The organism is Microvirga massiliensis, assembly GCF_001006805.1.
In the GTDB taxonomy this organism is placed as follows: Bacteria; Pseudomonadota; Alphaproteobacteria; order Rhizobiales; family Beijerinckiaceae; genus Microvirga; species Microvirga massiliensis.
The window spans coordinates 209,346-233,433 of record NZ_LN811352.1 but is presented as its reverse complement, the minus strand read 5'-3'; the positions used below and the strand labels follow the sequence as shown (position 1 = coordinate 233,433).

24 protein-coding genes are annotated in these 24,088 nt (G+C 64.1%); 14 read left to right on the top strand and 10 right to left on the bottom strand.

What is annotated here, in order from left to right:
* Nucleotides 1-319: 319 nt before the first annotated feature.
* Both BN1233_RS10020 and arsC read right to left on the bottom strand, forming a co-directional pair.
* Complete coding sequence (locus tag BN1233_RS10020; protein ID WP_046863432.1) at nucleotides 320-514, bottom strand: hypothetical protein; 195 nt, start codon at nucleotides 512-514, stop codon at nucleotides 320-322.
* A gap of 78 nt (nucleotides 515-592) precedes the next feature.
* Nucleotides 593-1,018, bottom strand: coding sequence for an arsenate reductase (glutaredoxin) (gene arsC / locus BN1233_RS10015; RefSeq protein ID WP_046863431.1), 426 nt, complete (start codon nucleotides 1,016-1,018; stop codon nucleotides 593-595).
* Between the two features lie 179 nt (nucleotides 1,019-1,197).
* Here arsC and BN1233_RS10010 point away from each other — a divergent pair, with 179 nt between their 5' ends.
* From BN1233_RS10010 to BN1233_RS09960, 10 genes are all read left to right on the top strand, one after another.
* On the top strand, nucleotides 1,198-3,738 hold the full coding sequence (locus BN1233_RS10010; protein ID WP_046863430.1) for a heavy metal translocating P-type ATPase: 2,541 nt from the start codon (nucleotides 1,198-1,200) through the stop codon (nucleotides 3,736-3,738).
* A 28-nt stretch (nucleotides 3,739-3,766) separates the two neighbouring features.
* Nucleotides 3,767-4,321, top strand: a complete 555-nt coding sequence (gene cueR, locus BN1233_RS10005; protein WP_082145339.1) for a Cu(I)-responsive transcriptional regulator — start codon at nucleotides 3,767-3,769, stop codon at nucleotides 4,319-4,321.
* A gap of 23 nt (nucleotides 4,322-4,344) precedes the next feature.
* Complete coding sequence (locus tag BN1233_RS10000; RefSeq protein ID WP_046863429.1) at nucleotides 4,345-4,824, top strand: cupredoxin domain-containing protein; 480 nt, start codon at nucleotides 4,345-4,347, stop codon at nucleotides 4,822-4,824.
* Nucleotides 4,825-4,863: 39 nt separating this feature from the next.
* On the top strand, nucleotides 4,864-5,163 hold the full coding sequence (locus tag BN1233_RS09995) for a copper-binding protein (RefSeq protein WP_046863428.1): 300 nt from the start codon (nucleotides 4,864-4,866) through the stop codon (nucleotides 5,161-5,163).
* Between the two features lie 676 nt (nucleotides 5,164-5,839).
* Nucleotides 5,840-6,244 carry a four-helix bundle copper-binding protein gene (locus tag BN1233_RS49580; protein ID WP_046863427.1) on the top strand — a complete coding sequence of 135 codons (405 nt, stop codon included), beginning with the start codon at nucleotides 5,840-5,842 and terminating at the stop codon, nucleotides 6,242-6,244.
* Nucleotides 6,245-6,594: 350 nt separating this feature from the next.
* Nucleotides 6,595-9,003: a heavy metal translocating P-type ATPase gene (locus BN1233_RS09980; RefSeq protein ID WP_046863425.1), complete on the top strand. Its 2,409-nt coding sequence runs from the start codon at nucleotides 6,595-6,597 to the stop codon at nucleotides 9,001-9,003.
* Between the two features lie 102 nt (nucleotides 9,004-9,105).
* Nucleotides 9,106-9,453: a hypothetical protein gene (locus BN1233_RS09975; protein ID WP_048707644.1), complete on the top strand. Its 348-nt coding sequence runs from the start codon at nucleotides 9,106-9,108 to the stop codon at nucleotides 9,451-9,453.
* Nucleotides 9,454-9,528: 75 nt separating this feature from the next.
* Nucleotides 9,529-10,152: a CopM family metallochaperone gene (gene copM, locus BN1233_RS51005; RefSeq protein ID WP_052763744.1), complete on the top strand. Its 624-nt coding sequence runs from the start codon at nucleotides 9,529-9,531 to the stop codon at nucleotides 10,150-10,152.
* A gap of 59 nt (nucleotides 10,153-10,211) precedes the next feature.
* On the top strand, nucleotides 10,212-10,700 hold the full coding sequence (locus BN1233_RS09965; protein ID WP_046863872.1) for a DUF411 domain-containing protein: 489 nt from the start codon (nucleotides 10,212-10,214) through the stop codon (nucleotides 10,698-10,700).
* A 546-nt stretch (nucleotides 10,701-11,246) separates the two neighbouring features.
* Entirely contained in the window at nucleotides 11,247-12,272 is a 1,026-nt protein-coding gene (locus tag BN1233_RS09960) for a class I fructose-bisphosphate aldolase (protein WP_046863423.1), read from the top strand.
* Nucleotides 12,273-12,302: 30 nt separating this feature from the next.
* Here the strand turns inward: BN1233_RS09960 and BN1233_RS46745 are convergent, their stop codons facing one another.
* The 3 genes from BN1233_RS46745 to BN1233_RS09950 form a co-directional block, all read right to left on the bottom strand.
* Nucleotides 12,303-12,464 (bottom strand): hypothetical protein, encoded by a 162-nt coding sequence (locus tag BN1233_RS46745; protein WP_154678260.1) that lies wholly within the window; start codon nucleotides 12,462-12,464, stop codon nucleotides 12,303-12,305.
* Nucleotides 12,464-12,715, bottom strand: a complete 252-nt coding sequence (locus BN1233_RS09955) for a methyltransferase family protein (RefSeq protein ID WP_046863422.1) — start codon at nucleotides 12,713-12,715, stop codon at nucleotides 12,464-12,466. The genes BN1233_RS46745 and BN1233_RS09955 overlap by 1 nt, the downstream gene beginning before the upstream one ends.
* A gap of 97 nt (nucleotides 12,716-12,812) precedes the next feature.
* On the bottom strand, nucleotides 12,813-13,028 hold the full coding sequence (locus tag BN1233_RS09950) for a hypervirulence associated TUDOR domain-containing protein (RefSeq protein WP_046863421.1): 216 nt from the start codon (nucleotides 13,026-13,028) through the stop codon (nucleotides 12,813-12,815).
* Nucleotides 13,029-13,224: 196 nt separating this feature from the next.
* Here BN1233_RS09950 and BN1233_RS09945 point away from each other — a divergent pair, with 196 nt between their 5' ends.
* The 4 genes from BN1233_RS09945 (at nucleotide 13,225) to mazG (ending at nucleotide 17,029) form a co-directional block, all read left to right on the top strand.
* Nucleotides 13,225-14,574, top strand: coding sequence for an acetamidase/formamidase family protein (locus BN1233_RS09945; protein WP_244470660.1), 1,350 nt, complete (start codon nucleotides 13,225-13,227; stop codon nucleotides 14,572-14,574).
* 235 nt (nucleotides 14,575-14,809) lie between these two features.
* A complete protein-coding gene (locus BN1233_RS09940) occupies nucleotides 14,810-15,022 on the top strand; it encodes a heavy-metal-associated domain-containing protein (protein ID WP_046863420.1) in 213 nt (70 codons plus the stop codon).
* Nucleotides 15,023-15,179: 157 nt separating this feature from the next.
* The gene (gene dmeF / locus BN1233_RS09935) at nucleotides 15,180-16,199 is read left to right on the top strand and encodes a CDF family Co(II)/Ni(II) efflux transporter DmeF (protein ID WP_046863419.1); all 1,020 of its coding nucleotides are present in this window, start codon (nucleotides 15,180-15,182) and stop codon (nucleotides 16,197-16,199) included.
* Nucleotides 16,196-17,029 (top strand): nucleoside triphosphate pyrophosphohydrolase, encoded by an 834-nt coding sequence (mazG, locus tag BN1233_RS09930; RefSeq protein ID WP_046863418.1) that lies wholly within the window; start codon nucleotides 16,196-16,198, stop codon nucleotides 17,027-17,029. Before dmeF ends, mazG begins: the two co-directional genes overlap by 4 nt.
* On the opposite strand, the gene hflX is transcribed toward mazG, so the two are convergent.
* From hflX to ntrC, 5 genes are all read right to left on the bottom strand, one after another.
* Nucleotides 17,024-18,400, bottom strand: a complete 1,377-nt coding sequence (gene hflX, locus BN1233_RS09925) for a GTPase HflX (RefSeq protein WP_046863417.1) — start codon at nucleotides 18,398-18,400, stop codon at nucleotides 17,024-17,026. The genes mazG and hflX overlap by 6 nt on opposite strands.
* A gap of 1 nt (nucleotide 18,401) precedes the next feature.
* Entirely contained in the window at nucleotides 18,402-18,656 is a 255-nt protein-coding gene (gene hfq / locus BN1233_RS09920; protein ID WP_046863416.1) for an RNA chaperone Hfq, read from the bottom strand.
* Nucleotides 18,657-18,911: 255 nt separating this feature from the next.
* On the bottom strand, nucleotides 18,912-20,282 hold the full coding sequence (gene ntrX, locus BN1233_RS09915) for a nitrogen assimilation response regulator NtrX (RefSeq protein WP_046863415.1): 1,371 nt from the start codon (nucleotides 20,280-20,282) through the stop codon (nucleotides 18,912-18,914).
* Entirely contained in the window at nucleotides 20,279-22,519 is a 2,241-nt protein-coding gene (locus tag BN1233_RS09910; RefSeq protein ID WP_046863870.1) for a sensor histidine kinase NtrY-like, read from the bottom strand. Before BN1233_RS09910 ends, ntrX begins: the two co-directional genes overlap by 4 nt.
* A gap of 109 nt (nucleotides 22,520-22,628) precedes the next feature.
* Nucleotides 22,629-24,083 (bottom strand): nitrogen regulation protein NR(I), encoded by a 1,455-nt coding sequence (gene ntrC, locus BN1233_RS09905; protein ID WP_046863414.1) that lies wholly within the window; start codon nucleotides 24,081-24,083, stop codon nucleotides 22,629-22,631.
* Nucleotides 24,084-24,088 lie beyond the last annotated feature (5 nt).

The following is a 24,088-nucleotide window of genomic DNA, read 5'->3' as shown; positions in this document are numbered from 1 at the left end:
ATGGTCTGCATGGAGGGCTGCCTGAGACGGACTTGGACACAGCTGGTCCCGGCTCCGGAATCGCTGGCGGTGTCCGCCGCACCGCCAGCTGAGCCTACGCGTTCTGCGTAGTACGAACTCGCCCAATCCCGGTCTCAGTCAGGACCTGCGAGTTCCGCGGCCGAAAGGAGACACGTCGGGCCAAGGGCCGTATTGCCGCATGGATCGTATCGCCCCGGCCCGCAGCTCGGCACAGGGGCTGGGGCAACTCGCTGCCGATCTCGCAGCAGCATTCAACGGATCTCGAGCGCTGTCGCAGGGTAGGTTGGGGTGCCCCGCCCTACCCGCCGCCGATCTCCTCGATGACGATGCCAGTGCCTCCACAGATCGGACAGTCCTTGGGTCCGATCTTGCCGGTGCCCTGGCATTCCCGACAGATGTTCTCGCCCGCCCCAGGGGTGCCCGGCTCGGCCTGATCTCCGGGATTGAGCTTCGGCTTATCGGGATGAACGCTCTCCGGCTTGTTCTGAGTCATGACCTTGCTCCCGCAAACGTCCGTGCGGGTCAACGCAGCGGGGAACCGGCAGCTGGCCTCGGCGACCTCCGTGGGCCCTCAGGCGGTGGCCACGCGGCGGCCGTGCTCATCAATGACCCGCTCGCCGTCCTCCTTGACGAACTCGCCATGCTGAGGCGGCAGGATGTCGATCACCGCCTCGGAGGGACGGCACAGGCGCACGCCGTTCGGCGTGACGACGATAGGGCGGTGGATGAGGATCGGGTGCGCCATCATGGCGTCGAGGAGTTGGCCGTCCGTGAGCGACGGGTCGTCCAGGCCCAGTTCGGCATACGGCGTGCCTTTCTCCCGCAGGAGATCGCGGACCGGAAGGCCCATGCGATCGATGAGTCGTCTGAGCAGGAGCCGGGTCGGCGGGGTCTTCAGATACTCGATGATGTGCGGCTCGAGCCCGGCATTGCGGATCAGCCCGAGGGTGTTCCGCGACGTCCCGCATTGCGGGTTGTGGTAGATGATCACGTCCATGAAGCGTGGCCTCCCTTCCGGCGCTCATGCAGCAACGCTGGGCCTCCGACAAGGGTCCGCTCGCGAAGAGCCCTGCCCCGGCTTTCTCCTGCGGCGGCTCTTGCGAACATCGCTTGACCTTCCCATCATGGGAAGCCTTAGACACCCATGCAGCAAAACGAATTGACGGAGTGTTCAAGATGGCTGGCGCTGCGAAAGGGCAGGCCCAGTGGCCGGGAGAGTCACTCTCCATTCCTGTCGAAGGCATGACCTGCGCATCCTGTGTCGGGCGTGTCGAGCGCGTCCTTTCAGCTCTGCCGGGGGGTGTCGCAGCCAATGTGAATCTCGCGACCGAGCGGGCGGAAGTTACCTTCCGAGGCGCCCCGGATCCGCTCGGCGCTGCGCATGCCATCGAGGACGCAGGCTATGCCATTCGCGAGGAAAGTGCGGAGTTCCAGGTCGAAGGCATGACCTGTGCGTCCTGCGTGGGGCGCGTCGAGCGTGCGCTCGAGGCTGTCCCCGGCGTCGTGAGCGCTTCCGTCAACTTGGCGACCGAGAAGGCGAGCGTGCGCTATCTCGCGGGAATCGTCTCGGTGGATGACCTCACCTCGGCCATTCGTGACACAGGCTATGAGGCGCATCCCGTCGCCACTGCAGTGACCAAGGGTCGGGAGGATACCCGTGAGCAGGGATATCGGAGCCTGAAGCGCTCGCTTGCATTTGCCGCCGCGCTGACGCTTCCGGTCTTTGCACTCGAAATGGGCTCTCATTTTGTGCCCGGCTTCCACGACTGGGTGATGGAAACGATAGGGCACCGCGAAAGCTGGTACCTGCAGTTCGTCCTCACCACGCTCGTCCTGTTCGGACCGGGCCTGCGCTTCTTCCGCAAAGGGGTCCCTGCCCTGCTTCGGCGCGCGCCGGACATGAACTCGCTGGTCGCGCTCGGCACCGCCGCAGCCTATGGCTATTCCGTCGTCGCGACCTTTGCGCCGCGTGTGCTGCCGTCGGGCACCGTCAACGTCTATTACGAGGCGGCAGCGGTGATCGTTACGCTGATCCTTCTCGGTCGGACGCTCGAGGCGCGTGCGAAGGGAAGGACTTCGGAGGCGATCAAGCGCCTGATGGGCCTCCAGCCCAAGACGGCGCGCGTGCAGCGCGACGGAAACGCCGTCGAAATCCCGATCGATGAGATCAAGGTCGGCGATATCGTCCTCGTCCGCCCGGGAGAGAAGATTCCGGTCGATGGCAACGTCGTCGAAGGCTCATCCTTCGTCGACGAGTCGATGATCACGGGCGAGCCGGTGCCGGTCCAGAAGGGGGTGGATGCCGGTGTGGTCGGCGGGACGCTCAACAGGACCGGCAGCTTCAGCTTCAAGGCGACGAAGGTCGGGGCCGACACGGTCCTGGCTCAGATCATCCGCATGGTCGAGGCCGCGCAGGGATCGAAGCTTCCCATTCAGGCCATGGTCGACAGAGTCACGATGTGGTTCGTGCCGGCGGTCATGGCCGCGGCTGCCCTCACATTCGTGGTGTGGCTCCTCTTCGGGCCTGAACCCGCGCTCGGCTCCGCCTTGGTGAATGCGGTTGCCGTCCTGATCATCGCCTGTCCCTGCGCCATGGGACTTGCGACGCCGACCTCGATCATGGTCGGCACCGGCCGCGGAGCGGAACTCGGCGTGCTCTTTCGCAAGGGTGAAGCGCTGCAAGGTCTCAGGAGCGTCGACGTCGCGGCGCTGGACAAGACCGGCACGATCACCAAGGGACGCCCGGAGCTGACCGATCTCATCGCTGCGCAAGGCTTCGCGGAAGACGAGATCCTCGCTCTGGTGGCGGCCGTGGAGGCGCGCTCCGAGCACCCAATCGCGGAGGCGATCGTCGAGGCCGCAACGAGCCGCGGGCTGCATGTCGGAGCCGCAGACGGCTTCGACGCCTTCCCGGGCTTCGGTGTCTCGGCGCAGGTGGGCGGACGGAAGGTCGAGATCGGCGCCGATCGGTTGATGAGGAAGCTGGGATATGATGTGGCGGCGTTCGAATCCACGGCGGAGCGGCTTGGCCGTGAGGGCAAGAGTCCTCTCTATGCTGCCGTCGACGAAGAGGTTGCAGCCGTCATTGCTGTCGCCGACCCGATCAAGCCTTCCACACCGGATGCGATTGCGGCGCTGCATGGCCTCGGGTTGCAGGTTGCGATGATCACTGGCGACAATCGCGGAACGGCGGAGGCGGTCGCGCGCCAGGTCGGCATCGACGAGGTGATTGCCGAGGTGCTTCCCGACGGCAAGGTCGAAGCCCTCGAGCGTCTCCGCGCCGGCGCACGGCAGGTGGCCTTCGTGGGCGATGGCATCAATGATGCGCCGGCACTCGCAGAGGCTGATATCGGCATTGCGATCGGGACCGGAACGGATGTCGCAATCGAGAGCGCCGAAGTCGTCCTGATGTCAGGTGACCTGCGGGGCGTCGTGAACGCCATTGCGCTGTCGAAGGCGACGATCCGGAACATCCGGCAGAATCTCTTCTGGGCGTTTGCCTACAACGTGATTCTGATCCCTGTCGCAGCCGGCGTGCTCTACCCGGCTTATGGGGTTCTGCTCTCGCCCATCATTGCCGCGGGCGCGATGGCGCTCTCGAGCGTGTTCGTGCTCGGCAATGCTCTGCGGCTTCGCGGGTTTGAGCCACCGATCCGTGCGGCAGCCTCGACCGCATCGGGAGCGCCCGCTGCAGGAAGCGTCGGGGCGCACCCGTAGCGCCCCACTCTATGAAAGGAACATCGTCATGAACATCGGTCAGGCCGCGGTGGAATCCGGCGTTTCCGCCAAGATGATCCGATACTACGAGTTGATCGGGCTGATCCCGAAGACCGTGCGGACCGAGTCAGGATATAGGGTCTACTCGGATAGCGACGTTCATACGCTCCGCTTCATCCGGCGTGCCCGCGATCTCGGATTTTCCGTCGAACAGATTGCGGAACTCGTCGCCCTCTGGAGAGACCGGGACCGCGCCAGCACGGACGTGAAGCGGATCGCCCTCGCGCATGTCGATCTCCTAGAGCGTAAGGCCCGGGAACTCCAGGAAATGGCCACCACGCTGAAACATCTTGCGCAGCATTGTCATGGCGACAACCGGCCCGACTGCCCGATCATCGAAGGGCTAGCGGATGAATCGATCCCCCTGCCCCATGTCGCGGATCCGGCTCCTCATTTTGGCGCCGCCGGGCTGCGGACGAAGCGTGCCGCGGGATCCGGCAGTAAGAATGCTGTTCAGCAACGGCATGCGCATGCGGTGCAGCAGAGATCCGAGAGTCGAGAGCGTTCGGCACAGGGACAATAAGGGAGCTATCGAAGAAGACACGTATGTCCGTTGTTGCCGGCGCTGCAGCAGCGCTGGGACTTTCCATGGGAATGGCTGTTGCCGGGACCGGAGATGCTGGCCACAGCCACAGTTCGTTCGCAGCTGGCGAACCGGGTAATCCGAAGAGGCCGGTCGCGCGGACCGTCGAGGTCACGATGCGGGAGACCGATGATGCGAAGATGCTCTTCGTTCCCGATCGGGTTACGGTCAAGAGTGGCGAGCAGGTGAAATTCATCATCAGAAATGTGGGCGAGGTCGAACACGAGTTCATGCTCGATACCATGGCGAATAACGCGAAGCACAAAGTTCAGATGGAGAAGAACTCGGACAAGGGGCACGACGATCCAAACGGACGCCGTCTGAGCCCGGATAATTCGGCCGAGATCGTCTGGCGCTTCACGAAGCCCGGAACCTTCGAGTTTGCATGTCTGATTCCCGGCCACTACGAGTCCGGGATGAAGGGCGTCATCGTGGTTGAGTGATCATACACTCCACCGACCGCAACCGAGGAGGACGAACCCGTGAGGAGCTTCAACCTTGCCGCTGCGAGTCTGATCTTTGCTCTCTTCTTCTCGGGCCAGGCGCTCTCCCAGAACACCCCGATGGTTTCGGGCATCGTCCAGAGGGTCGACGCATCAGCCGGCAAGATCACGATCGATCACGGCCCGATCCCAAACCTCGACATGGACGCCATGACGATGGTGTTCCGGACACCCAATCCGGCGATACTCGAAGGCGTGAAGGCGGGTGACAGGATTCGCTTTCAAGCGGATCGCGTGAACGGGCGGATTTCGGTGATCAGAATCGAGAAGTCGAAATAAGGCTGACCGACAATCGGCGCGGTAGTCGGACGCTTCGGCCCGCAGGCTTCGCCGTCACTCTTCCTCACCACGCTCAAGTGGCCACCCGCCACCCGCAGCCGTGAAGTGAAGAGATCCCGAAGCGAACCCTTTGATCAGGGCTTGCTTTGCTTGTGTTTGATCTCCGCATTTTCCTGCCGCAACTGCTTCAAAGATTCTGCATCTCCGGGTGGGGAAATGGCCGGGGCATCAGGCGTGGTCTCTGCGTAGGGAGGTTCCTCGTCTCGCGTGCTGACGGCCTGATCGATCGGCGTGTCGGGGCCAAATCCTGCCCCTCCCGTGATTGGGGCGCTACTGCTCCTGCCTGTTTCTTTCCGGGACATTGACGCTCTCCTGAGTACTGCTTGTGAACGCGTCTTCCCGACGGGTGTTTCACTCTCAGACTGTAGAATCCATCTGCACGCTCTGCCGCCTCGTCAGCTTGACCGGAGGCGAATCCCTCGTGGTTCCGCTCGGGATGGGCGTGGCATCATGGTCATACTGGAACAGGACTCCCGACCGGCCTGTTAGAGTGGCGCCTGCCGAGCGCCCGTGCGCGCCCTGATTGCCGCAGGCCCGTTGTGAGACCGATGAGTTTGATCGTCGGTTTCTGCCATCACAACCGAACATCAGGGGCCCGCCCCGATGGAGATAGACCATGCACGCTCAAGAGATGATCCGCACCCATCCCCACGTGAAGGGCAACACGAACGAGGCGCTCATCCGCTGCATCGAGGAGTGCTACTCCTGTGCTCAGGCTTGCACGTCCTGCGCCGACGCCTGCCTCGGCGAGGACATGGTCCAGCAATTGACCCAGTGTATTCGCCTGAATCTAGATTGCGCTGACGTCTGTGCTGCGACCGGGGCGGTAGCGACACGGCGAACGGGCTCCAACGAAGAGGTCATTCGGCGTATGCTCGAGGCGTGTGCAACGGCTTGTCGGCTTTGCGGCGAGGAGTGCGAGCGCCACGCCGGACGTCACGAACACTGTCGGATTTGCGCTGAATCCTGTCGTCGGTGCGAGAAAGCCTGCCAGGAAGCCGTCCGCAGCATGGCTGCCTGACACTGCAAAGGAAGTTTGGGGAACACGGCGGGGCAATCGCTTCGTCCAGTCCGGAACTGCGATTTTTGCCTGCCGGCACGCCGGGCGCTCGAGATGCTCCTTTCTGCGAAACAGCGAATGCATGTGACGCCTGGGACACGGACGCCACATTCGTTTCAGGAGCGATCACGATGCAAGGCTTGTCTGGCGATCGCTTCCGGATCGCCGGTATGCACAAGGTCGACGAGGCCTCGGCCGACTCGGGATGACCTTCGCTCGACGAGATCGAGAGGGCTCGAGAATACGTGCCTTGATCTTCCTATGCTGAGAAGGTGTAGCGACCGGGTTTGTGCTGCAAGAGGAGACGCGGGATGAACCATGATCATCGCTCCGAAAGCCATGAACACGGTGCCGGAACAGCCCACGACCATTCCAGGCACGGACACGATCACGCCCATCACGCTGCGCCTGGGTCGGACACCGCCAATCTCGTGAAGGATCCGGTCTGCGGAATGATGGTCGATCCGCACACGACGCATCATCGCGCGCAGCATGTGGGCAGGACCTACTATTTCTGCTCGGCGGGATGCCGGTCGAAGTTCGAGGCGGATCCGACCCGCTACATCGACCCCGCCACCTCCGCGGCCAAGGCCGAGCCGGTTCCGGAGGGCACGATCTATACCTGCCCGATGCACCCGGAGATCCGGCAGGTCGGACCGGGCTCCTGCCCGATCTGCGGCATGGCCCTGGAGCCGGTTCTCGTCGGTGCCGACACGGGACCGAGCGAAGAACTCATCGACATGACGCGCCGGTTCTGGATCGGACTCGTCCTGACGATCCCGGTCTTCGTGCTCGAGATGGGCGGCCATCTCATCGGTCTCGAGCACCTCATCCCACAGACTACCTCGAACTGGATCCAGCTCCTGCTCGCCACGCCCGTGGTGCTGTGGGCCGGCTGGCCCTTCTTCGAGCGCGGCTGGCGGTCGGTCGTGAGCCGCAACCTCAACATGTTCACGCTGATCGCCATGGGCACGGGCGTGGCCTGGATCTACAGCATCGTGGCGACCCTCGCGCCGGGGATCTTCCCGGCCACCTTCCGCGCACCCGACGGTTCGGTTGCCGTCTATTTCGAGGCCGCAGCCGTCATCACCGTGCTCGTCCTGCTCGGGCAGGTGCTCGAGCTCAGAGCCCGCGAGACGACGAGCGGCGCCATCCGCGCCCTCCTCGACCTCGCCCCCAAGACGGCACGCCTCATGCGATCCGACGGGACCGAGGAGGAGGTCCAGCTCGACACGGTGCAGGTCGGAGACCGGCTCCGTGTCCGCCCGGGCGAGAAGGTGCCGGTCGACGGCGAGGTGGTGGACGGGCGCAGCTCGGTCGACGAGTCGATGGTCACGGGCGAGTCGATGCCGGTGACCAAGGAGGTCGGCGCCAGGGCGATCGGCGGAACCATCAACCGGACCGGTGCCCTCGTGATCCGGGCCGACAAGGTCGGGCGGGACACCATGCTGGCGCGGATCGTCCAGATGGTCAGCGAGGCGCAGCGCAGCCGGGCGCCGATCCAGCGCCTGGCCGATCAGGTCTCGGGCTGGTTCGTGCCGACGGTGATCGGCGTCGCCATGCTGGCCTTCCTGGCCTGGGCGATCTGGGGACCGGAGCCGCGCTTCTCCTACGGGCTGGTCGCGGCGGTCTCGGTCCTGATCATCGCGTGCCCCTGCGCGCTCGGGCTCGCCACGCCGATGTCGATCATGGTCGGCGTCGGCCGGGGCGCCCAGACGGGTGTCCTGATCAAGAACGCCGAGGCGCTGGAGCGCATGGAGAAGGTCGACACGCTCGTTATCGACAAGACCGGCACGCTCACCGAGGGCAAGCCGGCGGTGACGCGAATCGTGCCGGCTTCCGGACATGACGAGCCCGAGGTGCTCCGCCTGGCCGCCAGCGTCGAGCGGCCAAGCGAGCATCCTCTGGCGGTCGCCATTGTGGCCGCTGCCGAAGCGAAGGGGATCGCGACGGCACCGGTGACCGAGTTCGATTCCCCGGTCGGGAAAGGCGTCCTCGGCACCGTCGAGGGGAAGAGGATCGTGCTCGGCAACGCCAAGTTCATGACGGAGCACGGAGTCGACGTCGCACCGCTCTCGCAAGCGGCCGAGGAACTCCGGCGGGACGGCGCGACAGCCATCTTCGTCGGCGTGGATGGCCGTGTCATCGGCGCGATCGCCATCGCGGATCCCGTCAAGGGGACGACGCCGGAGGCTCTCGCCGTCCTCAGGGCGGACGGCATCCGGATCGTCATGCTTACCGGCGACAACTGGACGACGGCGCGGGCGGTGGCGGAGCGCCTCGGCATTGACGAGGTCGAGGCGGAGGTTCTGCCGGAGCAGAAGAGCGCCGTGGTGGACAAGTTCAGGCGCGAGGGCCGCGTCGTCGCCATGGCGGGGGACGGCGTGAACGATGCGCCCGCCCTCGCGGCCGCCGACGTCGGGATCGCGATGGGATCCGGCACCGACGTGGCCATGGAGAGTGCCGGGGTCACCCTTCTCAAGGGTGACCTGACGGGCATCGTCAAGGCGCGCCACATGTCGGAGGCCACGATGCGCAACATCCGCCAGAACCTGTTCTTCGCATTCATCTACAATGCGGCTGGCATCCCGATCGCGGCCGGCGTGCTCTATCCAGTGTTCGGCCTTCTCCTGTCCCCGATCATCGCCGCAGCCGCCATGGCACTGTCGTCGGTCAGCGTAATCGCGAACGCGTCCAGACTTCGGTTCGTGCGGCTCTGATCCCAAAGCTCATGTGAGGGAGTGAGAGCATTGCGGATTGCGCAGGGCTGAGCAGGAAGGTTGACGTGGCTCAATTGCCGCCAGAGCGGACGTAGTAGCATCATGCGTGTCATGGTCACCGCCTCCATCATCGTCCGTCTCGCCCTGGTGGCGGTCCTGATCATGGGCCCGCTCGGCTCGCCGTTCTATGCCGTCGGCGACCACGGCGGTATGGACGGCGTCCACTATGCACTGAGTGCGCCGGAGCACGACTGCTGCGATCCGGGGCCGGTCTTCCTGGACCGGACCTGCGCATTAGGCTGCATGCAGGCGCCGTGCGGACCGACTGCCCTCCCGATCCCTGCAGGTTGGCCCGCAATTGCCGATTACCTTGCGGTTTGGTGGATGGTGGCGACCGCGCTCCAGGCCGGGATCACCCCCGATCCCGCCACGCCTCCTCCTCGATCCTGAGACGACGTGCCCCATCCGGGCGGACGCGACAGCGTCCGTTGTCATTCAAGCTCGAACTCTCCGAGGAGAAACACCATGAAGACCTCTATTCTCGCTCTCGTTCTCGCCGCGAGCCTCTCCGGCACGGCCCTCGCCCAGCAGAGCACCCCATCGGCCACCGACCACGAGGCGCACCACCCGCAAGCCTCCCAGGAGCAGCCCACGGCTCCGGCCCCGTCAGGCAACCCGCCTGCTCAACAGCCGATGCCCGGCATGCGGGGCGGGATGATGGGCCAGGGCGGGATGATGTCCGGCATGCAGGGCAGCCAGCGTCCCGGCGGCATGATGGCCGGCATGGGCCAGGGCATGATGGGCTGCCCGATGATGCAGGGCGGCATGGCCGGGATGACGGGCCAGGGCGCAATGGCCGGTATGCAAATGGGCACGCCTGGCGGCGACCAGGGCGTCGCTTCGCTCGCCATGAATGCCGTCAACGAGCGCATGCACCGCGAGATGGCGATGGAATATACCGGCAATGTCGATGCCGACTTCGTCCGCAACATGATCGCCCACCACCAGGGTGCGGTCGACATGGCGAAGATCGAGGTCGCGTTCGGCAAGGATCCCAAAATCCGTCAGCTCGCCGAGGCCGTCATCAAGGCGCAGGAAGAGGAGATCGCGATGATGCGGTCGTGGCTCACCGAGAACGCGAGACAGTGATCGCGCCGGGGCGGCCACGGTCGCCCCCTCCCCTCTCCTCCATCGAACAAGGCCAGATCATGAATCCCAACCCGACATTGAGCCGGCGGGCGCTGCTCGCAGGACTCGCCGCTCTTCCCGTTGCCGTTTCTTGCTCCCCCGCCTTCGCGGCGGAACCCCTGCCCCGGATGACGGTCACCAAGGATCCGAGTTGCGGCTGCTGTGGCGCATGGGTCGACCATGTCCGCGCTGCCGGCTTCCCGGTCGAGGTGATCGAGTCATCCGAGGTGCCCCGCCTGAAGGTCCTCCTCGGTGTGCCGCGGGAGTTCGCCTCGTGCCACACAGCGGAGGTCGGCGGCTACGTCATCGAGGGCCACGTGCCCGCCGAGGCCATCAAGCGCCTGCTTGCCGAGAGGCCGCAGGCCAAAGGACTCGCGGTGCCCGGGATGCCCATCGGCTCACCGGGAATGGAGGTCGCCGGCGTCGAGGATGACACTTACGACGTCGTCCTGTTCGGGCCGGGTGGCCGGTCGACCTTCGCCCGCTACCGCGGCGCGCGTCCAGTCTGAGCCCCCACCCGGAGATCGGGAGCGCTGTTTCTCCGGGGCGCTCCCGATTGCCGGTACGTCCTGCAGCCCCGGTCGCAGGCCGACATCGCGTCTGCGGCTGCCCTGCCGGGCCGTTCGAGGTCCGGCGGCCATGCTGCGGCAGATCTCGTCGCAAGCCATCATGAGCCAGAAATCGCTGGGCTCGAGGCAGTGGGTCATCGCGGTGCCGAAGTAGGCTTGGCAGCAGCGCGGGCATTCGTCGCTGCACGATCCCGTCTCGGGTGAAATCTGGTGCATGGTAATCTCCAGAAACTCCAGGCGCGACGGACGATACAGCCCGCAGGGGCACGGCGCCTGTCGCGCCGAGGGGCCGTCACGTTCGCTGGGCGCGAAGACCGTCACACCGCGTCGGTGAGGTTGCTCCACTCAAGATCTGGAGTGCTTCGGCGGAGGGTGGATACTCGAATTCTGGAAAGGACTGCCGCCAACCGACCGCGTCGACAGGGCCGTGCTGACCGATCTGTGGTATAGTCATGCGACTTCGTCCGAATGGAGCGAGATCGACCCATGGAGATCAAGCAACTGACGGAAACAGCGGCGCGGATTCTGCGCCCCGGCATGGGCATCCTGGCTGCGGACGAGAGTTCGTCCACGATCAAGAAGCGCTTCGATGCAGTCGGAGTTGAACCGACCGAGGAGAACCGGCGCGATTATCGCGAGCTTCTCTTCCGCACGGCCGAGGCGATGAGGAATCACATCTCGGGCGTGATACTCTTCGAGGAAACTCTTCGTCAGAACGCGCGAGATGGTGCACCGCTCGTCAGGCTCATCGAGGAAGCGGGCTCCGTGCCCGGCATCAAGGTGGATAGGGGGACCAAACCGCTCGCCCTCAGCCCCGGCGAGACCGTGACCGAGGGGCTGGATGGGCTTCGCGAGCGCTTGCAGGAATCTTATGCTCTGGGCGCACGCTTCGCGAAATGGCGAGCGGTTATCCATATCGGCGACAACATCCCAACATCGGCCGCGATCAGCGCCAACGCACATGCCCTCGCCCGCTACGCTGCGCTCTGCCAGGAGCAGAACATCCTGCCGATCGTGGAGCCCGAGGTCCTGATGGAGGGGGCGCATGATATCGAGCGCTGCGCGGAAGTGACGGAACTGGTCCTGAGGACGGTCTATCGCGAATTGTACGAGCAGCGTGTTGTCCTCGAAGGGACAATTCTGAAGCCCAATATGGTCGTTCCGGGAATGGCCGCGCCGCGACAGGTTGGAGTCGAGGAAGTTGCAGAATACACGATCCGGATTCTCAAGCGGAGCGTCCCTGCAGCCGTGCCGGGAATTGCCTTCCTCTCCGGCGGACAGTCGGAGGAAGAGGCAACGGCTCATCTCGACGCCATGAGCAGGATGGGCGGAGTTCCGTGGCGGCTGACTTTTTCCTATGGCCGGGCCCTCCAGGCTTCCGCGCAATCGGCTTGGCGAGGCATCCCGGAAAATGTCCCGGCCGCGCAGCGCGCTTTTGCTCATCGGGCCCGCATGAATAGCCTTGCCACGTTGGGCCAGTGGAGCCGGGCTTCCGAAGCCGCCGCGGCGTGACGGGCAGCGAGCCCGAGGTATGGCCAGACCTCAATCCTCCTCGCTTGGGTGCTGCTTGCGCACGCGTCCAAGCCAGCGTGGTACCTGCGCCGCATAATCGGCATAGGCACATCCGTAGATCTCCCGCATGACGCGTTCCTCGATCCGGACCTGAGCCGCCATCGCAACAAGGCCCGCAATCGCGGCTCCCATTAGACTAGATCCGGAAATACGAGCGCAAGGCCCAGGAGCAGAATGGCTTGGCCAAGGAACGCCGGATTGCGGGACAGCGCGAAGGGGCCGGTGTCGACAAGCGGACCGAGCTCTCCCGGGGCTGCCCCAACGCGCCATGATGCGCCCATGTGATATTGCGACATGAGCGCAATGGCCGAGCCGAGAGCCACGAGAAAGTGACCCGCCAGAGAGGCCGCCCAGCGCCTTGGGTTGTGGGAGATCGCCAGCATCGTCCTGGAACTCGCCGCCGAGCATCAGTCATTCTTCGAGGACGGCCGACCTGCCGCGCACCGGTCACGCGGATTCGACGCGATCCAAAGGCTTTATTCACCGGCGAAGGAGCTTCAGCGCCTTTCCCCTGTGCAGAGCGACATGATCGGTCTTGTCGCTCTTGATCTCGTACTGGGGTTCGTCTTCGCTCGCATGGTGGACGTATCCTTTGTAGTTCACATCCGACCTGTGAACTTTCACGATCCGGCCGCTGACATGACCGACCTCAGAATTCCAGGTCACGTGATCGCCGACCTTGAATGTCGTCGCCATGGCTCGATCCTCCTCCGGCACTTCAGTTGCTCTCAGCAGACATTCGGCCCGGACCAATGCAACCGTCCTTCTTCCAGCTCTTCCTGGTGCAAATTTGATTTGATGACCTTGCGGCATGGGCTCACTTTACCGGGTCGACTGCGCCGGACGGATTGGCCGCAGCGACCGGCGCTGAGCCGGTACTTGGAGGTTCGTCATGCAGGAAGAACTCGCATCCCTCAGGCTCGATACTTCAGAATCCATGGCGGAGCGGGCCTTACGCACCGTTTTCGTGAACGAGTTCACCGACGGTGTTCTGGATCCGGGGCGCCCCATGCTGGGGCCGGTTGCTGACGGCGGAGTCATCGTTGCGAATACCGCCCCCGGATGCTGGGGTCCGATGATTACGCCCGAGATCCGTGGCGGACACGAGGTGACGCGGCCCGTTGCCGTCGAGGGAGCCGAGATCGGCGATGCGATCGCGATCCGGATCCGTTCCATTGTCGTGACATCCGCCGCGACCGCCTCCGGTAACGACAAGGTCATGGCGGGACGATTCAACGGAGACCCCTTCTGCGCCGCAGTCTGCCCGAACTGCGGGACCGAATGGCCACGAACTCGGGTCGAGGGGATTGGACCGACAGCCGTGCGCTGCATGAAATGCGGTGCCGATGCTACGCCATTCACATTCTCGAATGGTTATACCATCGTCTTTGACGAAGAACGCGAGATCGGAGTGACGGTCGGCAAGTCTGCTGCCGAAGCCATGGCAGAGGATGCCGCCCGTCTGATGGCCCTGCCCGACGCATCCATCCAGCACCCGATTCTGACTTTCGCGCCCGCCGATCTTGTTGGCGTGGCGACACGCTTGCGTCCGTTCCTCGGGCAGCTGGGAACGACCCCCTCGGTGGCCATGCCGGATTCTCACAATGCCGGCGACTTCGGCACTTTCCTCATCGGCGCGCCGCATCGCTATGCCCTGACTGCGGAGGAGCTCGCGGCGCACAAGACGGACGGCCACCTTGACGTGAATGCGGTTCGGGCCGGCGCGGTCCTGATCTGTCCCGTCAAGGTCCCGGGAGGCGGCATTTACCTCGGGGACATGCATGCGCTTCAAGGTGATGGTGAAATCGCTGGCCATACCTGCGATGTGGCCGGCGCGGTGACGCTGGAAGTGAGCGTCATCAAGGGGCTGAACATCGATGGGCCCATTCTTTTCCCTGTGGCGGAGGACCTACCGCATCTCGCCCGGCCGTTGCGCCGGACGGAGCGTCGCAAGGCCGTGGCTCTCGGCCGGGCGCACGGGCTTGCGGGGATCGAACGGGATGCACCCATCACGGTCATTGGGACCGGAGCCAATCTCAATGCGGCGACAGAGAATGGCCTGAAGCGCGCAGCGGACCTTTTGGAGATGACGGTGCCCGAAGTCATGAACCGCGCCACGATGGCAGGATCGATTGAGATCGGACGCCATCCGGGGGTGGTTCGGGTCACGTTCCGCGCGCCGCTCAAGGCATTGGAGGCCAGGAATCTGGCAGCTTTCGCGCGGGATCTTTACGGACTCTGACCGAGAGCGGCACCGTCGCGCTGTCCTGACGGTGCCGTCGGAGAGCCACTGCTGCCGTATCGACTCGGCGATCTCGCATTTCGTCCCCCCTGTTCGTGCGAAGTCTGCAATTGCATGTACACATGCAGTCGCCACGGCTGGAACCGGCTCGGGAGTGCTCCTTCCGACGCTCTCGCTTGACTCTCCCATCGTTGGAACCTTTACGCCTCCCGCCACACCAGGAGAGAAGATCCAAATGCTCAGGTTCCGTGTCCCGGATATGAAATGTGGTGGTTGCGCCAAAGGTGTCACGCGCGCGATCACGGGCCTCGACCCGACCTCTGATGTGGAGATCGACCTCGATACCAAGGAAGTGACAATCGTGTCCTCGCTCGAGGAGGACGCCGTTGCGTCGGCCCTCGAACGGGCCGGCTATGCGGTCGAAAGACGGCCCGCACCGGTCGGGTGACATCCGGCACGGGGCGTTTCCGATTGGCGTTCCGGCTCGCTTGTGTCGGCAGGCGCTACCCGGTCGAGCCGGAACGCCGCGGCGCAAAAGGCATGCGGGAACACGTATCGCCACTCATATATCCGATAGGTACCAACGGCTTCGGCGAGAAGAGAGAATGGTAGAGCCCCACAGCCACGAATTCCTCGGACGAGATCACGACCGTAACGCCCTACGAACCTGGCTCGTGATTGCCCTGACGACGGCGATGATGATTGCCGAGATCATTGCCGGCACTCTGTTCGGCTCCATGGCTCTGCTCGCCGACGGCTGGCACATGTCCACTCATGCAGGGGCTCTCCTGATCTCGGCTCTTGCATACGGCTATGCGAAACGGCACCGGAACGACCCACGATTCACATATGGAACCGGAAAGATCGGAGATCTCGCAGCGTTCACAAGTGCCGTCGCACTGGGGCTGATCGCGCTTCTGATCGTGTGGGAATCGCTCCAACGCCTGGTCGCGCCAGTGCCGATCGACTTCACCGAAGCGATCGTGGTCGCAACAATCGGCCTCGCGGTGAACCTCGCCAGTGCGGTTCTGCTCCACCAGGGCGATGGTCATGACCATGGTCACCACTCGCACGAGCATCACCGAGCCTCGGAACCTCCTCACGAAGCAAGCGGCCATCGAACTGCTCATCATGCTTACGCGGAAACGCATCGGCACGGCTCCGATCATCACGAGCACGACCATGGACACGGACGTCACGGGCACGATACGAACCTTCGGGCCGCCTACATTCACGTTCTGGCAGATGCCCTCACCTCGGTGCTCGCGATCGTCGCTCTCCTGGCCGGGCTATTTCTGGGCTGGAATTGGCTCGATGCCCTTTCAGGGCTCCTGGGAGCGATCGTAATTGCGCACTGGTCGCGAGGGCTGATGCGGATAGCTGCCGCAACCCTGCTCGACATGACGCCGGGAGACAATCTCGTGCGAGGGGCTCGTTCAAAGCTCGAAGGGACCGGAGCGCGGGTTATCGATCTGCATCTCTGGCGTCTCGGTCCGGGACATGTCGGCGTCACCGCAAGCGTTGCATCTCTGCAGCCGCGATCCCCTGATGAGTATCGCCGGCTTCTGTCGGATCTGCCCGGCGTGTCGCATGTCACAGTCGAAGTGCATCGCGAAGCAGCATGAAACCATCCAGCGACATCAAGCGCCTCATCGAGATCATGGCGGCACTTCGGACTCCCGGTAGGGGTTGCCCGTGGGATCTAGAGCAGACTTTCGAGACGATCGTGCCCTATACGATCGAGGAGGCCTATGAAGTGGCCGACGCGATCGAGCGGGGAGATCTTCTCGATCTACGAGATGAACTCGGAGACCTCCTCCTCCAGGTTGTTTTTCATGCGCGGATGGCCGAAGAGCAGGGTGTCTTTGGATTCGGGGCTGTCGTCGAGGCGATCACCACGAAGCTCATCCGGCGGCATCCGCATGTCTTCGGAGAGGCCAGGGATCTCTCACCGCAAGATGTGAAAGGCCTCTGGGACGAGATCAAGCAAGCCGAGAAGGCGGAGCGGAAGCGCGAGCGCGGCGCCTCGGAAGAGCACGAGGTCCCTCCCCGTCTCCTGCACGGTATTGCTAAGGCTCTTCCGGCGCTGGCGCGCGCCGACAAGCTCACCCGCGCCGCCGCGAAGGTCGGCTTCGACTGGCCGGACACCGGACAGGTTCTCGACAAGATCCGCGAGGAACTCGACGAGACCGAGGAGGCGATCGCCAGCCGAGACAGGGACCGGATCGAGGACGAGATAGGGGATCTTCTTTTTGCAGTGGCCAATCTCGCGCGCCATTGCGGTGTCGATCCCGAGATGGCGCTTCGGGGCACCAATGCGAAGTTCGAACGACGCTTTGCCGCCATCGAGGATGGTCTGGCCGCAACCGGGAAACAGCTCGGCGAAGCGAGCCTCGAAGAGATGGATGAGCTTTGGGCGGCCGCCAAGCGAGCGGAATCGAAAGGCGGCCTATAGGCGCCGTGCGGTCGGGAATCGTGCGAGGAGCCGTCCTTCGCGACCGCCGGAAACCCGTATATTGACGATCGTCTGCCCCTCGGGCGTCGCCTCGCGCGCGAGAATCTCCGTGTTCTCGTGCAGCCAGGCGAGGCCTCGTCCGTCCTCCGGCGCAACGGTGATCTCATAGGAGGGGCGCCCGAGTCCGAGGCGCACCTCGATCGTGCCGAGGAGGTCATCGAGACCCTCGCCCGTCACGGCAGAGATCAGAACCGGCCGCCGCTCGGGCGGCAGCCGCGCAACGGTCGTCGCGAGCCTCTCCCGGTCCTCGGGAGATAGCAGATCGGCCTTGTTCCAGACTTCGATCAGGCGAGACGTGTCGTCCGGGTCTATGCCGAGCTCGCGAAGCACGTGTTGCACGTCGCCGGCCTGCGCCTCAGTCTCACCGTGGGAAACGTCCCTGACATGAAGGAGCACGTCCGCCTCGATGACGTCCTCGAGGGTTGCCCGAAAGGCTGCGACCAGCATGGTCGGCAGATCGGAGATGAAGCCGACCGTATCGGACAGAATCACCTTCTCACCGCGTGGAAGTTCTACAGCCCGGGACGTTGGGTCGAGCGTCGCGAAGAGCATGTTCTCCGCGAGCACCGTCGCGGTGGTGAGGCGATTGAAGAGGGTCGATTTTCCGGCATTCGTGTATCCGACCAGGGCAACGATCGGATATGGGACGCGTCGGCGGCTGGCTCGGTGGAGGGAGCGGGTCTGGGTGACGGTCTCGAGCTCGCGCTCGATCCGATTCATGCGCTCCTGAATGAGGCGGCGATCGGCCTCGATCTGCGTCTCGCCCGGCCCGCCGAGGAATCCGAACCCGCCGCGCTGGCGCTCCAGGTGGGTCCAGGAGCGGACGAGCCGGCTCTTCTGATAGGCGAGATGGGCCAGCTCAACCTGGAGCGAGCCCTCCTTCGTTCGGGCCCGGCGCCCGAAGATCTCGAGAATCAAACCAGTCCGGTCGATGACCTTCGCGCCGGTCGCCTTCTCGAGATTGCGCTGCTGAACCGGGCTCAGCGCGCAATCCATGATGATGAGGCCGATGCCCTCGGATCGCACGATCCCAGCAAGCTCATCCACCTTACCCTTGCCGATATAGGTCGATGGCCGCGGTGACGAGAGCGCTACCACGAGGGCATCCGCGACATCCAGGTCAATCGCGCCGGCGAGCCCCACGGCTTCGTCGAGCCTGGCCTCAGTCGGGCGCGGGTTCGCCTTCTCGGTCGGCGAGGGAACACGCCGCCGCGTCAGGTAAGGACCGACCACCAAGGCACGCGTGCCCGCGGCGACTTCCTTCTCCGGCTCGAGGAGCCGGTCTTCCCCGGGAGTGCGAGGTTCGGTCACCTCACGCCTTTTCGTTCACCTCGTCCGCCTGGTCGAAGAGCTGAACCGGGTGACCGGGCATGATCGTCGAAATGGCATGTTTGTAGACCAGCTGCGAATGACCATCCCTCCGCAGCAAGACGCAAAAATTGTCAAACCAGGTGACGACCCCCTGCAGCTTGACGCCATTCACGAGAAAGATCGTGAGGGGGATCTTGTTCTTACGGACATGGTTGAGAAACGTGTCCTGGAGATTCTGCGTGCGTTCGCCCGCCATTATTGGCCTCACCGGCCCTTCGCCGCCGGTCCTGGCGAGGGGGCCGTCATTTTCGTTAATCCGCGCGTGCCTGCGGTCGGATGACTGGCACTCCTATTACAAGACCAAGCCTGACGTAGCGCAAGGCCCTCCGGTCGCCGAAATGCCTCCCGCCCCGATTTTCAGGTCGTCTCCGGTCAATTAACCTCCACCTGTGGCGTATCCACCGCAGCCGAAAGAGGCGCCGATGCAATGCTTCGATCCTCGAAGGATGCCCTAGGCCCCTACCCCAAGCGATTTGAGCTTCCGGTGCAGGGCCGAGCGCTCCATGCCGATGAACTCGGCCGTGCGCGAGATGTTGCCGCTGAACCGTGCGATCTGGGCCATCAGATATTCGCGTTCGAAAATCTCCCGCGCGTCCCGAAGCGGCAGACTCATCAATTTCTCGCCGCCGGCCCCGTTCGGCGTCGTCGGGACGAGCGCTCCGACTTCCGTCGGCAGCATTTCCGCCGTGACGGGCGCGTCCGCCTCTCCGGCCGTGAGAATCATGAGGCGTTCGACGTTGTTGCGAAGCTGCCGCACGTTCCCGGGCCAATCATGGGACTGCAGCACCGCCATCGCGTCATCCGCGATCCGGCGCTTCGGGAGGCCCGTGGCAGCGGAGATCTGTTCCATGAAGAACTCGATCAACTCGGGGACATCCTCCCGGCGTTCCGACAGGGCCGGAATCCGGATCGGCACCACGCCGAGGCGGTGGAAGAGATCCTCCCGGAAACGCCCGGCTGCAATTTCGGCGGCGAGATCCCGGCTCGAGGAGGAGATCAGGCGAACATCGACGTGGACCCTGGTCGTTCCGCCGACCCGCTGAAAGTTCTGATCGACCAGCACCCTCAGGATCCGATTCTGGGTCTCGCGGGGCATGTCGGCGATCTCGTCGATATAGAGCGTGCCGCCATGTGCCTCCTCGAGGGCTCCAATGCGCCGTCCCCGGCCGTCGCCTCCCTCGACGCCGAAGAGTTCCGCTTCCATGTTCTCGGGCGTGATGGTCGCGGCGGAGAGGACGACGAATGGGCCGCTGGCGCGATTCGAGACGGAGTGAATGGTCCGGGCAGCGAGTTCCTTGCCGCTTCCTGGCGCGCCGGTGACGAGAATCCGCGCATTCGTCGGGCCGACCCGTTCGATCGTCTGCCGCAATTGGTTGATGATTACCGATCGGCCCGCGATTCGGCTTGCCTGCACGGACCGTGCCTTCAGATCGCGGACTTCCCGCTTCAGGCGTGAGGCCTCGAGGGCCCGCTCGGCCACGAGGACCAGGCGATCGGCCTTGAATGGCTTCTCGATGAAGTCGTAGGCGCCGGACTTGATGGCGGCGACGGCGGTCTCGATATTCCCGTGCCCCGAAATCATGACGACGGGCAGGTCCGGGTGCTGCCCCTTGATGAGATCGAGGACCTGCAACCCGTCCAGGCGGCTTCCCTGCAGCCAGATATCGAGGAACACGAGGTGAGGCCGCCGAGACTCGATGGCAGCGAGCGCGTCGTCCGAACCTCCGGCAGTCCGTGTCCTGTGGCCTTCATCCTCGAGGATTCCGGCGACGAGTTCGCGAATGTCGGCTTCGTCGTCAACGACAAGGATATCGGCACTCATGATGCGACCTTGCGGGCTTCCCGCCGCTGCTGCGGCTGCTGATCGGTTTCGGAATGCTGCTTGGGAATGCGGATTCTGACCTGTCCTCCCCGGCCTGCCGGGTTGTCGAGAAGCTCGATTCCTCCGCCGTGCTCTTCGAGAATCTTGCTGACGATCGCGAGGCCAAGACCCGTGCCGCCATCGCGTGTCGTCATGTAGGGTTCCAGGAGGCGCTGGCGGCCCTCCTGGGGGAAGCCCTTGCCGTTATCGGTGATGACGAGCATCACGAAATCCTGTTCGGAACCCTCGAGCGAGACGACAATTTCCCCACGTCCGCGATCGTCTTCGGGAACCGCATTAATCGCCTCCGTTGCGTTCTTCAGGAGATTTTGCACGGCTTGCGAGACGAGGCGCCTGTCGAACGGCAGCACGATCGGCGTGTCGGGAAGCACATCGCGGAACGCAATATCGGGATGAGCGATGCGCAGCATGAATACGACTTCGCGCACCGTGGTGATGAGATCCTCTTCTCCGATCGCAGGTTTCGGCATGCGAGCGAAGGACGAGAACTCATCAACCATGCGCTTGATATCGTCGACCTGACGCACGATCGTCGCCGTGCACTGGTCGAAGACCTCCCGATCCGTCGTGATCACCTTTCCGTATTTGCGCCTGATTCGCTCGGCGGAGAGCTGAATTGGCGTGAGCGGATTCTTGATCTCGTGGGCGATGCGTCGCGCCACGTCGGCCCATGCGGAAGTACGCTGGGCCGCGACGAGATCGGTGATGTCGTCGAGCGTTATGACGAAGTCGCCTTCATGGCGGACCTGCTCGCTCGCGACACGAACGTTGAGGATCCGCTCGCGTCCGTTTCGAGCAAGTGCGAGCTGACCGTGAACGAGCCGCTGTGGATTATGGCGCGCCTCCTCGATCATGGGCGCGAGCTCGGGAAGCAGCTGCGTGGCAGGCTTGTCGAGCAGATCCTCCCGTCGAGCCGAGAACAGGGCCTCGGCCGACGGATTCACAATTGTCACGCGGCCGGCGGCATTGACGCCGATGACGCCAGGGGAGACCCCGGCGAGAACGGCTTCGGTAAATCGCCGACGACGGTCAATGAGGTCGCTCGCAGCCGTGAGGCTGTCATGCTGACGCCGAAGCTCCGACGTCATCTTGTTGAAGGTTTCGCCGAGATGCCCGAGGTCGCCCTCGCCGCCGCGGACCGGCACTTGCACATAGAAGTTGCCGGTCGAGACCTGGTCCGCTGCGTGAATCAACCGGCGCACCGGGGCGACGAGGCGATTCGCGAAATTCAGGCCGAACCAGATGGCCGAGAGCAGGACGATGAACGCGATCAGCGCGAACATCGAGGCGAATGCGATCTGGATACTGCCCTTCTTCTGATCGAGCGCCTGATAAACGGCGAAACCTGCTTCGGCGACGGCCGGGAACTCGAGCGCGCGCGGATCGACCTCGCGGGCCACATAGAGAACTCGCCCTCCATGGGCCTGGAGCTTCAGGACGGACCTGAAGACGTTCCCCTTTCCCGTGAAGAGGCACAGCGCATCCTCGGTGCTTGCTTCGTCGAGGTCCTCCGCCGACGGCATCGGAACGCCTTCGATGACTTTCGGCTCGACGCGCTCGACAACCGTCCCATCGGGCTCGACGATCAGGGCAAGCGGAAATCCGAGGAAGATCGCGCGGGAACTGAAGAACTCCCGGAAAATGCGACGGTCCGCATCGAAGAGGGGCTTCGCGCGATTCAAGTCGGCCGCCATGAGCTGGGTTTCTCGTGCCAGGGTGCGGCACTGGGTTTCCCGATAGGCATGCGCGATCGCGACCGTATTTCCCATCAGGTTCCGGAGCGAGCTCGTGAACCAGGGGTCGAGGCCGCGCTCGAGCGTGACGCTCGCGACGACGGCGACCAGGATCGCCGGGAGCACAGCCACGAGGCTGAACAGGCCGACGATGCGGGCATGCAACGAGGCGCCCGCCGCTCCCGCCCGGGTGTCGCGGATGAGGCGGTGCGTCTGCACCGCCACGATGCCGACGAGAAGGAGAATCAGCGCGCCGTTGATCAGGAACGCGAGGACGACGACGTTGTGGGTCGGCAGGATAGGCGTCAGCCCGGCGAGAACGAGAAAGGTCGCAAGAGCGGAGGCGAGCGCCGCAAGCACGGCGACCGGCCCGAGAACTCCCGGCCCTCGTTGCGCGGCGTCGCTGGTGGCACGACGGCCCGTTTGTTCCGAAGAATTCGACAAGGGTGCCCCGCCAAGAAGCGGGCGTTCGAGTGGCCCGCTCAGCCTCGTGCGCTGATGCACCAACACAACACTGTGGTCAAATTATTACAGATGCGGGAAACACCCGCTCCTACCGTGCGGTCCGGATCACCTGCAGATCCAGGTCCTTGACCTTCTTTCGCAGCGTGTTCCGATTGACACCGAGGAGTTCCGCAGCGCGAATCTGGTTGCCGCGCGTTGCGGCGAGCGCCGCTCCGATGAGCGGGCCCTCAATCTCGCGAAGGACACGATGGTAGAGTCCGGGCGGGGGGAGCGTATCCCGGTAAGTCGAGAAGTATTCCGCAAGGTGCCGCTCGACCGCGTCCGAGAGATTGCTCGCCTCGATGATGCCGGCGGGGCGCGCCGGTTGCGACACCGTCGCGGAGGGAGCGGTATCGAGTTCCGCCTCGATGATCGCGCCCGTGATCGTGTCCTGGGGATATAGGGCGGCCAGCCGGCGCACGAGGTTCTCCAGTTCGCGGACATTGCCCGGCCAACGGTAGCGCTTCAGCTGGTCCATGGCCTCGACGTCGATCTGCTTACGGGGCAATCCCTCCTTCTCGACGATGGTGAAGAAGTGCCGGATCAGATCCGGGATATCCTCGACCCGTTCGCGCAGGGGCGGCAGCCGCAGGGGAACCACGTTCAGACGGAAGAACAGATCCTCCCGAAACAGGCCCTGCTGGATCGAAATGCGGAGGTCTTTGTTCGTAGCGGCAATGATCCGGACGTTCGTCCGGATCGGCAGTCGTCCGCCGACGGTCGTGTACTCGCCCTGCTGCAGCACCCTGAGCAGGCGTGTCTGGGCCTCCATGGGCATATCGCCGATCTCGTCAAGGAAGAGGGTGCCGCCTTCCGCCTGCTCAAACCGGCCTGCGCTTCGCGCGGTCGCGCCCGTGAAGGCCCCCTTCTCGTGGCCGAAAAGCTCGGATTCGATGAGGTCACGAGGAATCGCCGCCATGTTTACGGCAACGAAGGGCCTCTGGCGACGCTTCCCATAGTCGTGCAGGGCGCGTGCGACGAGTTCCTTGCCGGTTCCGGATGCGCCGGTGATCATGACCGTCAGATCGGTCGGCATGAGGCGCGCGAGCGCCCGGTAGATCTCCTGCATCGCCGGAGAACGGCCGACGAGAGGGATCTCTTCGCCGTCCGGCGCCTGCTCCGGAACGATCGGCGCTCGCGGTCGGGAGAGCGCTCTTCCGACGACAGAGACGAGTTCCTTCAGGTCGAACGGCTTCGGGAGGTATTCGTAGGCGCCCCGTTCCGATGCCTTGATCGCAGTCATGAACGTGTTCTGTGCGCTCATGACGATGATCGGCAGCTCGGGGCGGAGCTTCTTGATCCGTGGCAGGAGGTCGAACGCATTCTCGTCGGGCATGACGACATCGGTGATGACGAGGTCCCCATCCCCTTGGGATACCCATCGCCACAGGGTGGCGGCATTGCTCGTTGAGCGCACCTCGTAGCCAGCACGGGACAGGGCCTGGTTCAGAACGGTGCGGATCGCGGCATCGTCATCGGCAAGAAGGATGTTTCCGCGGGACATGGAGC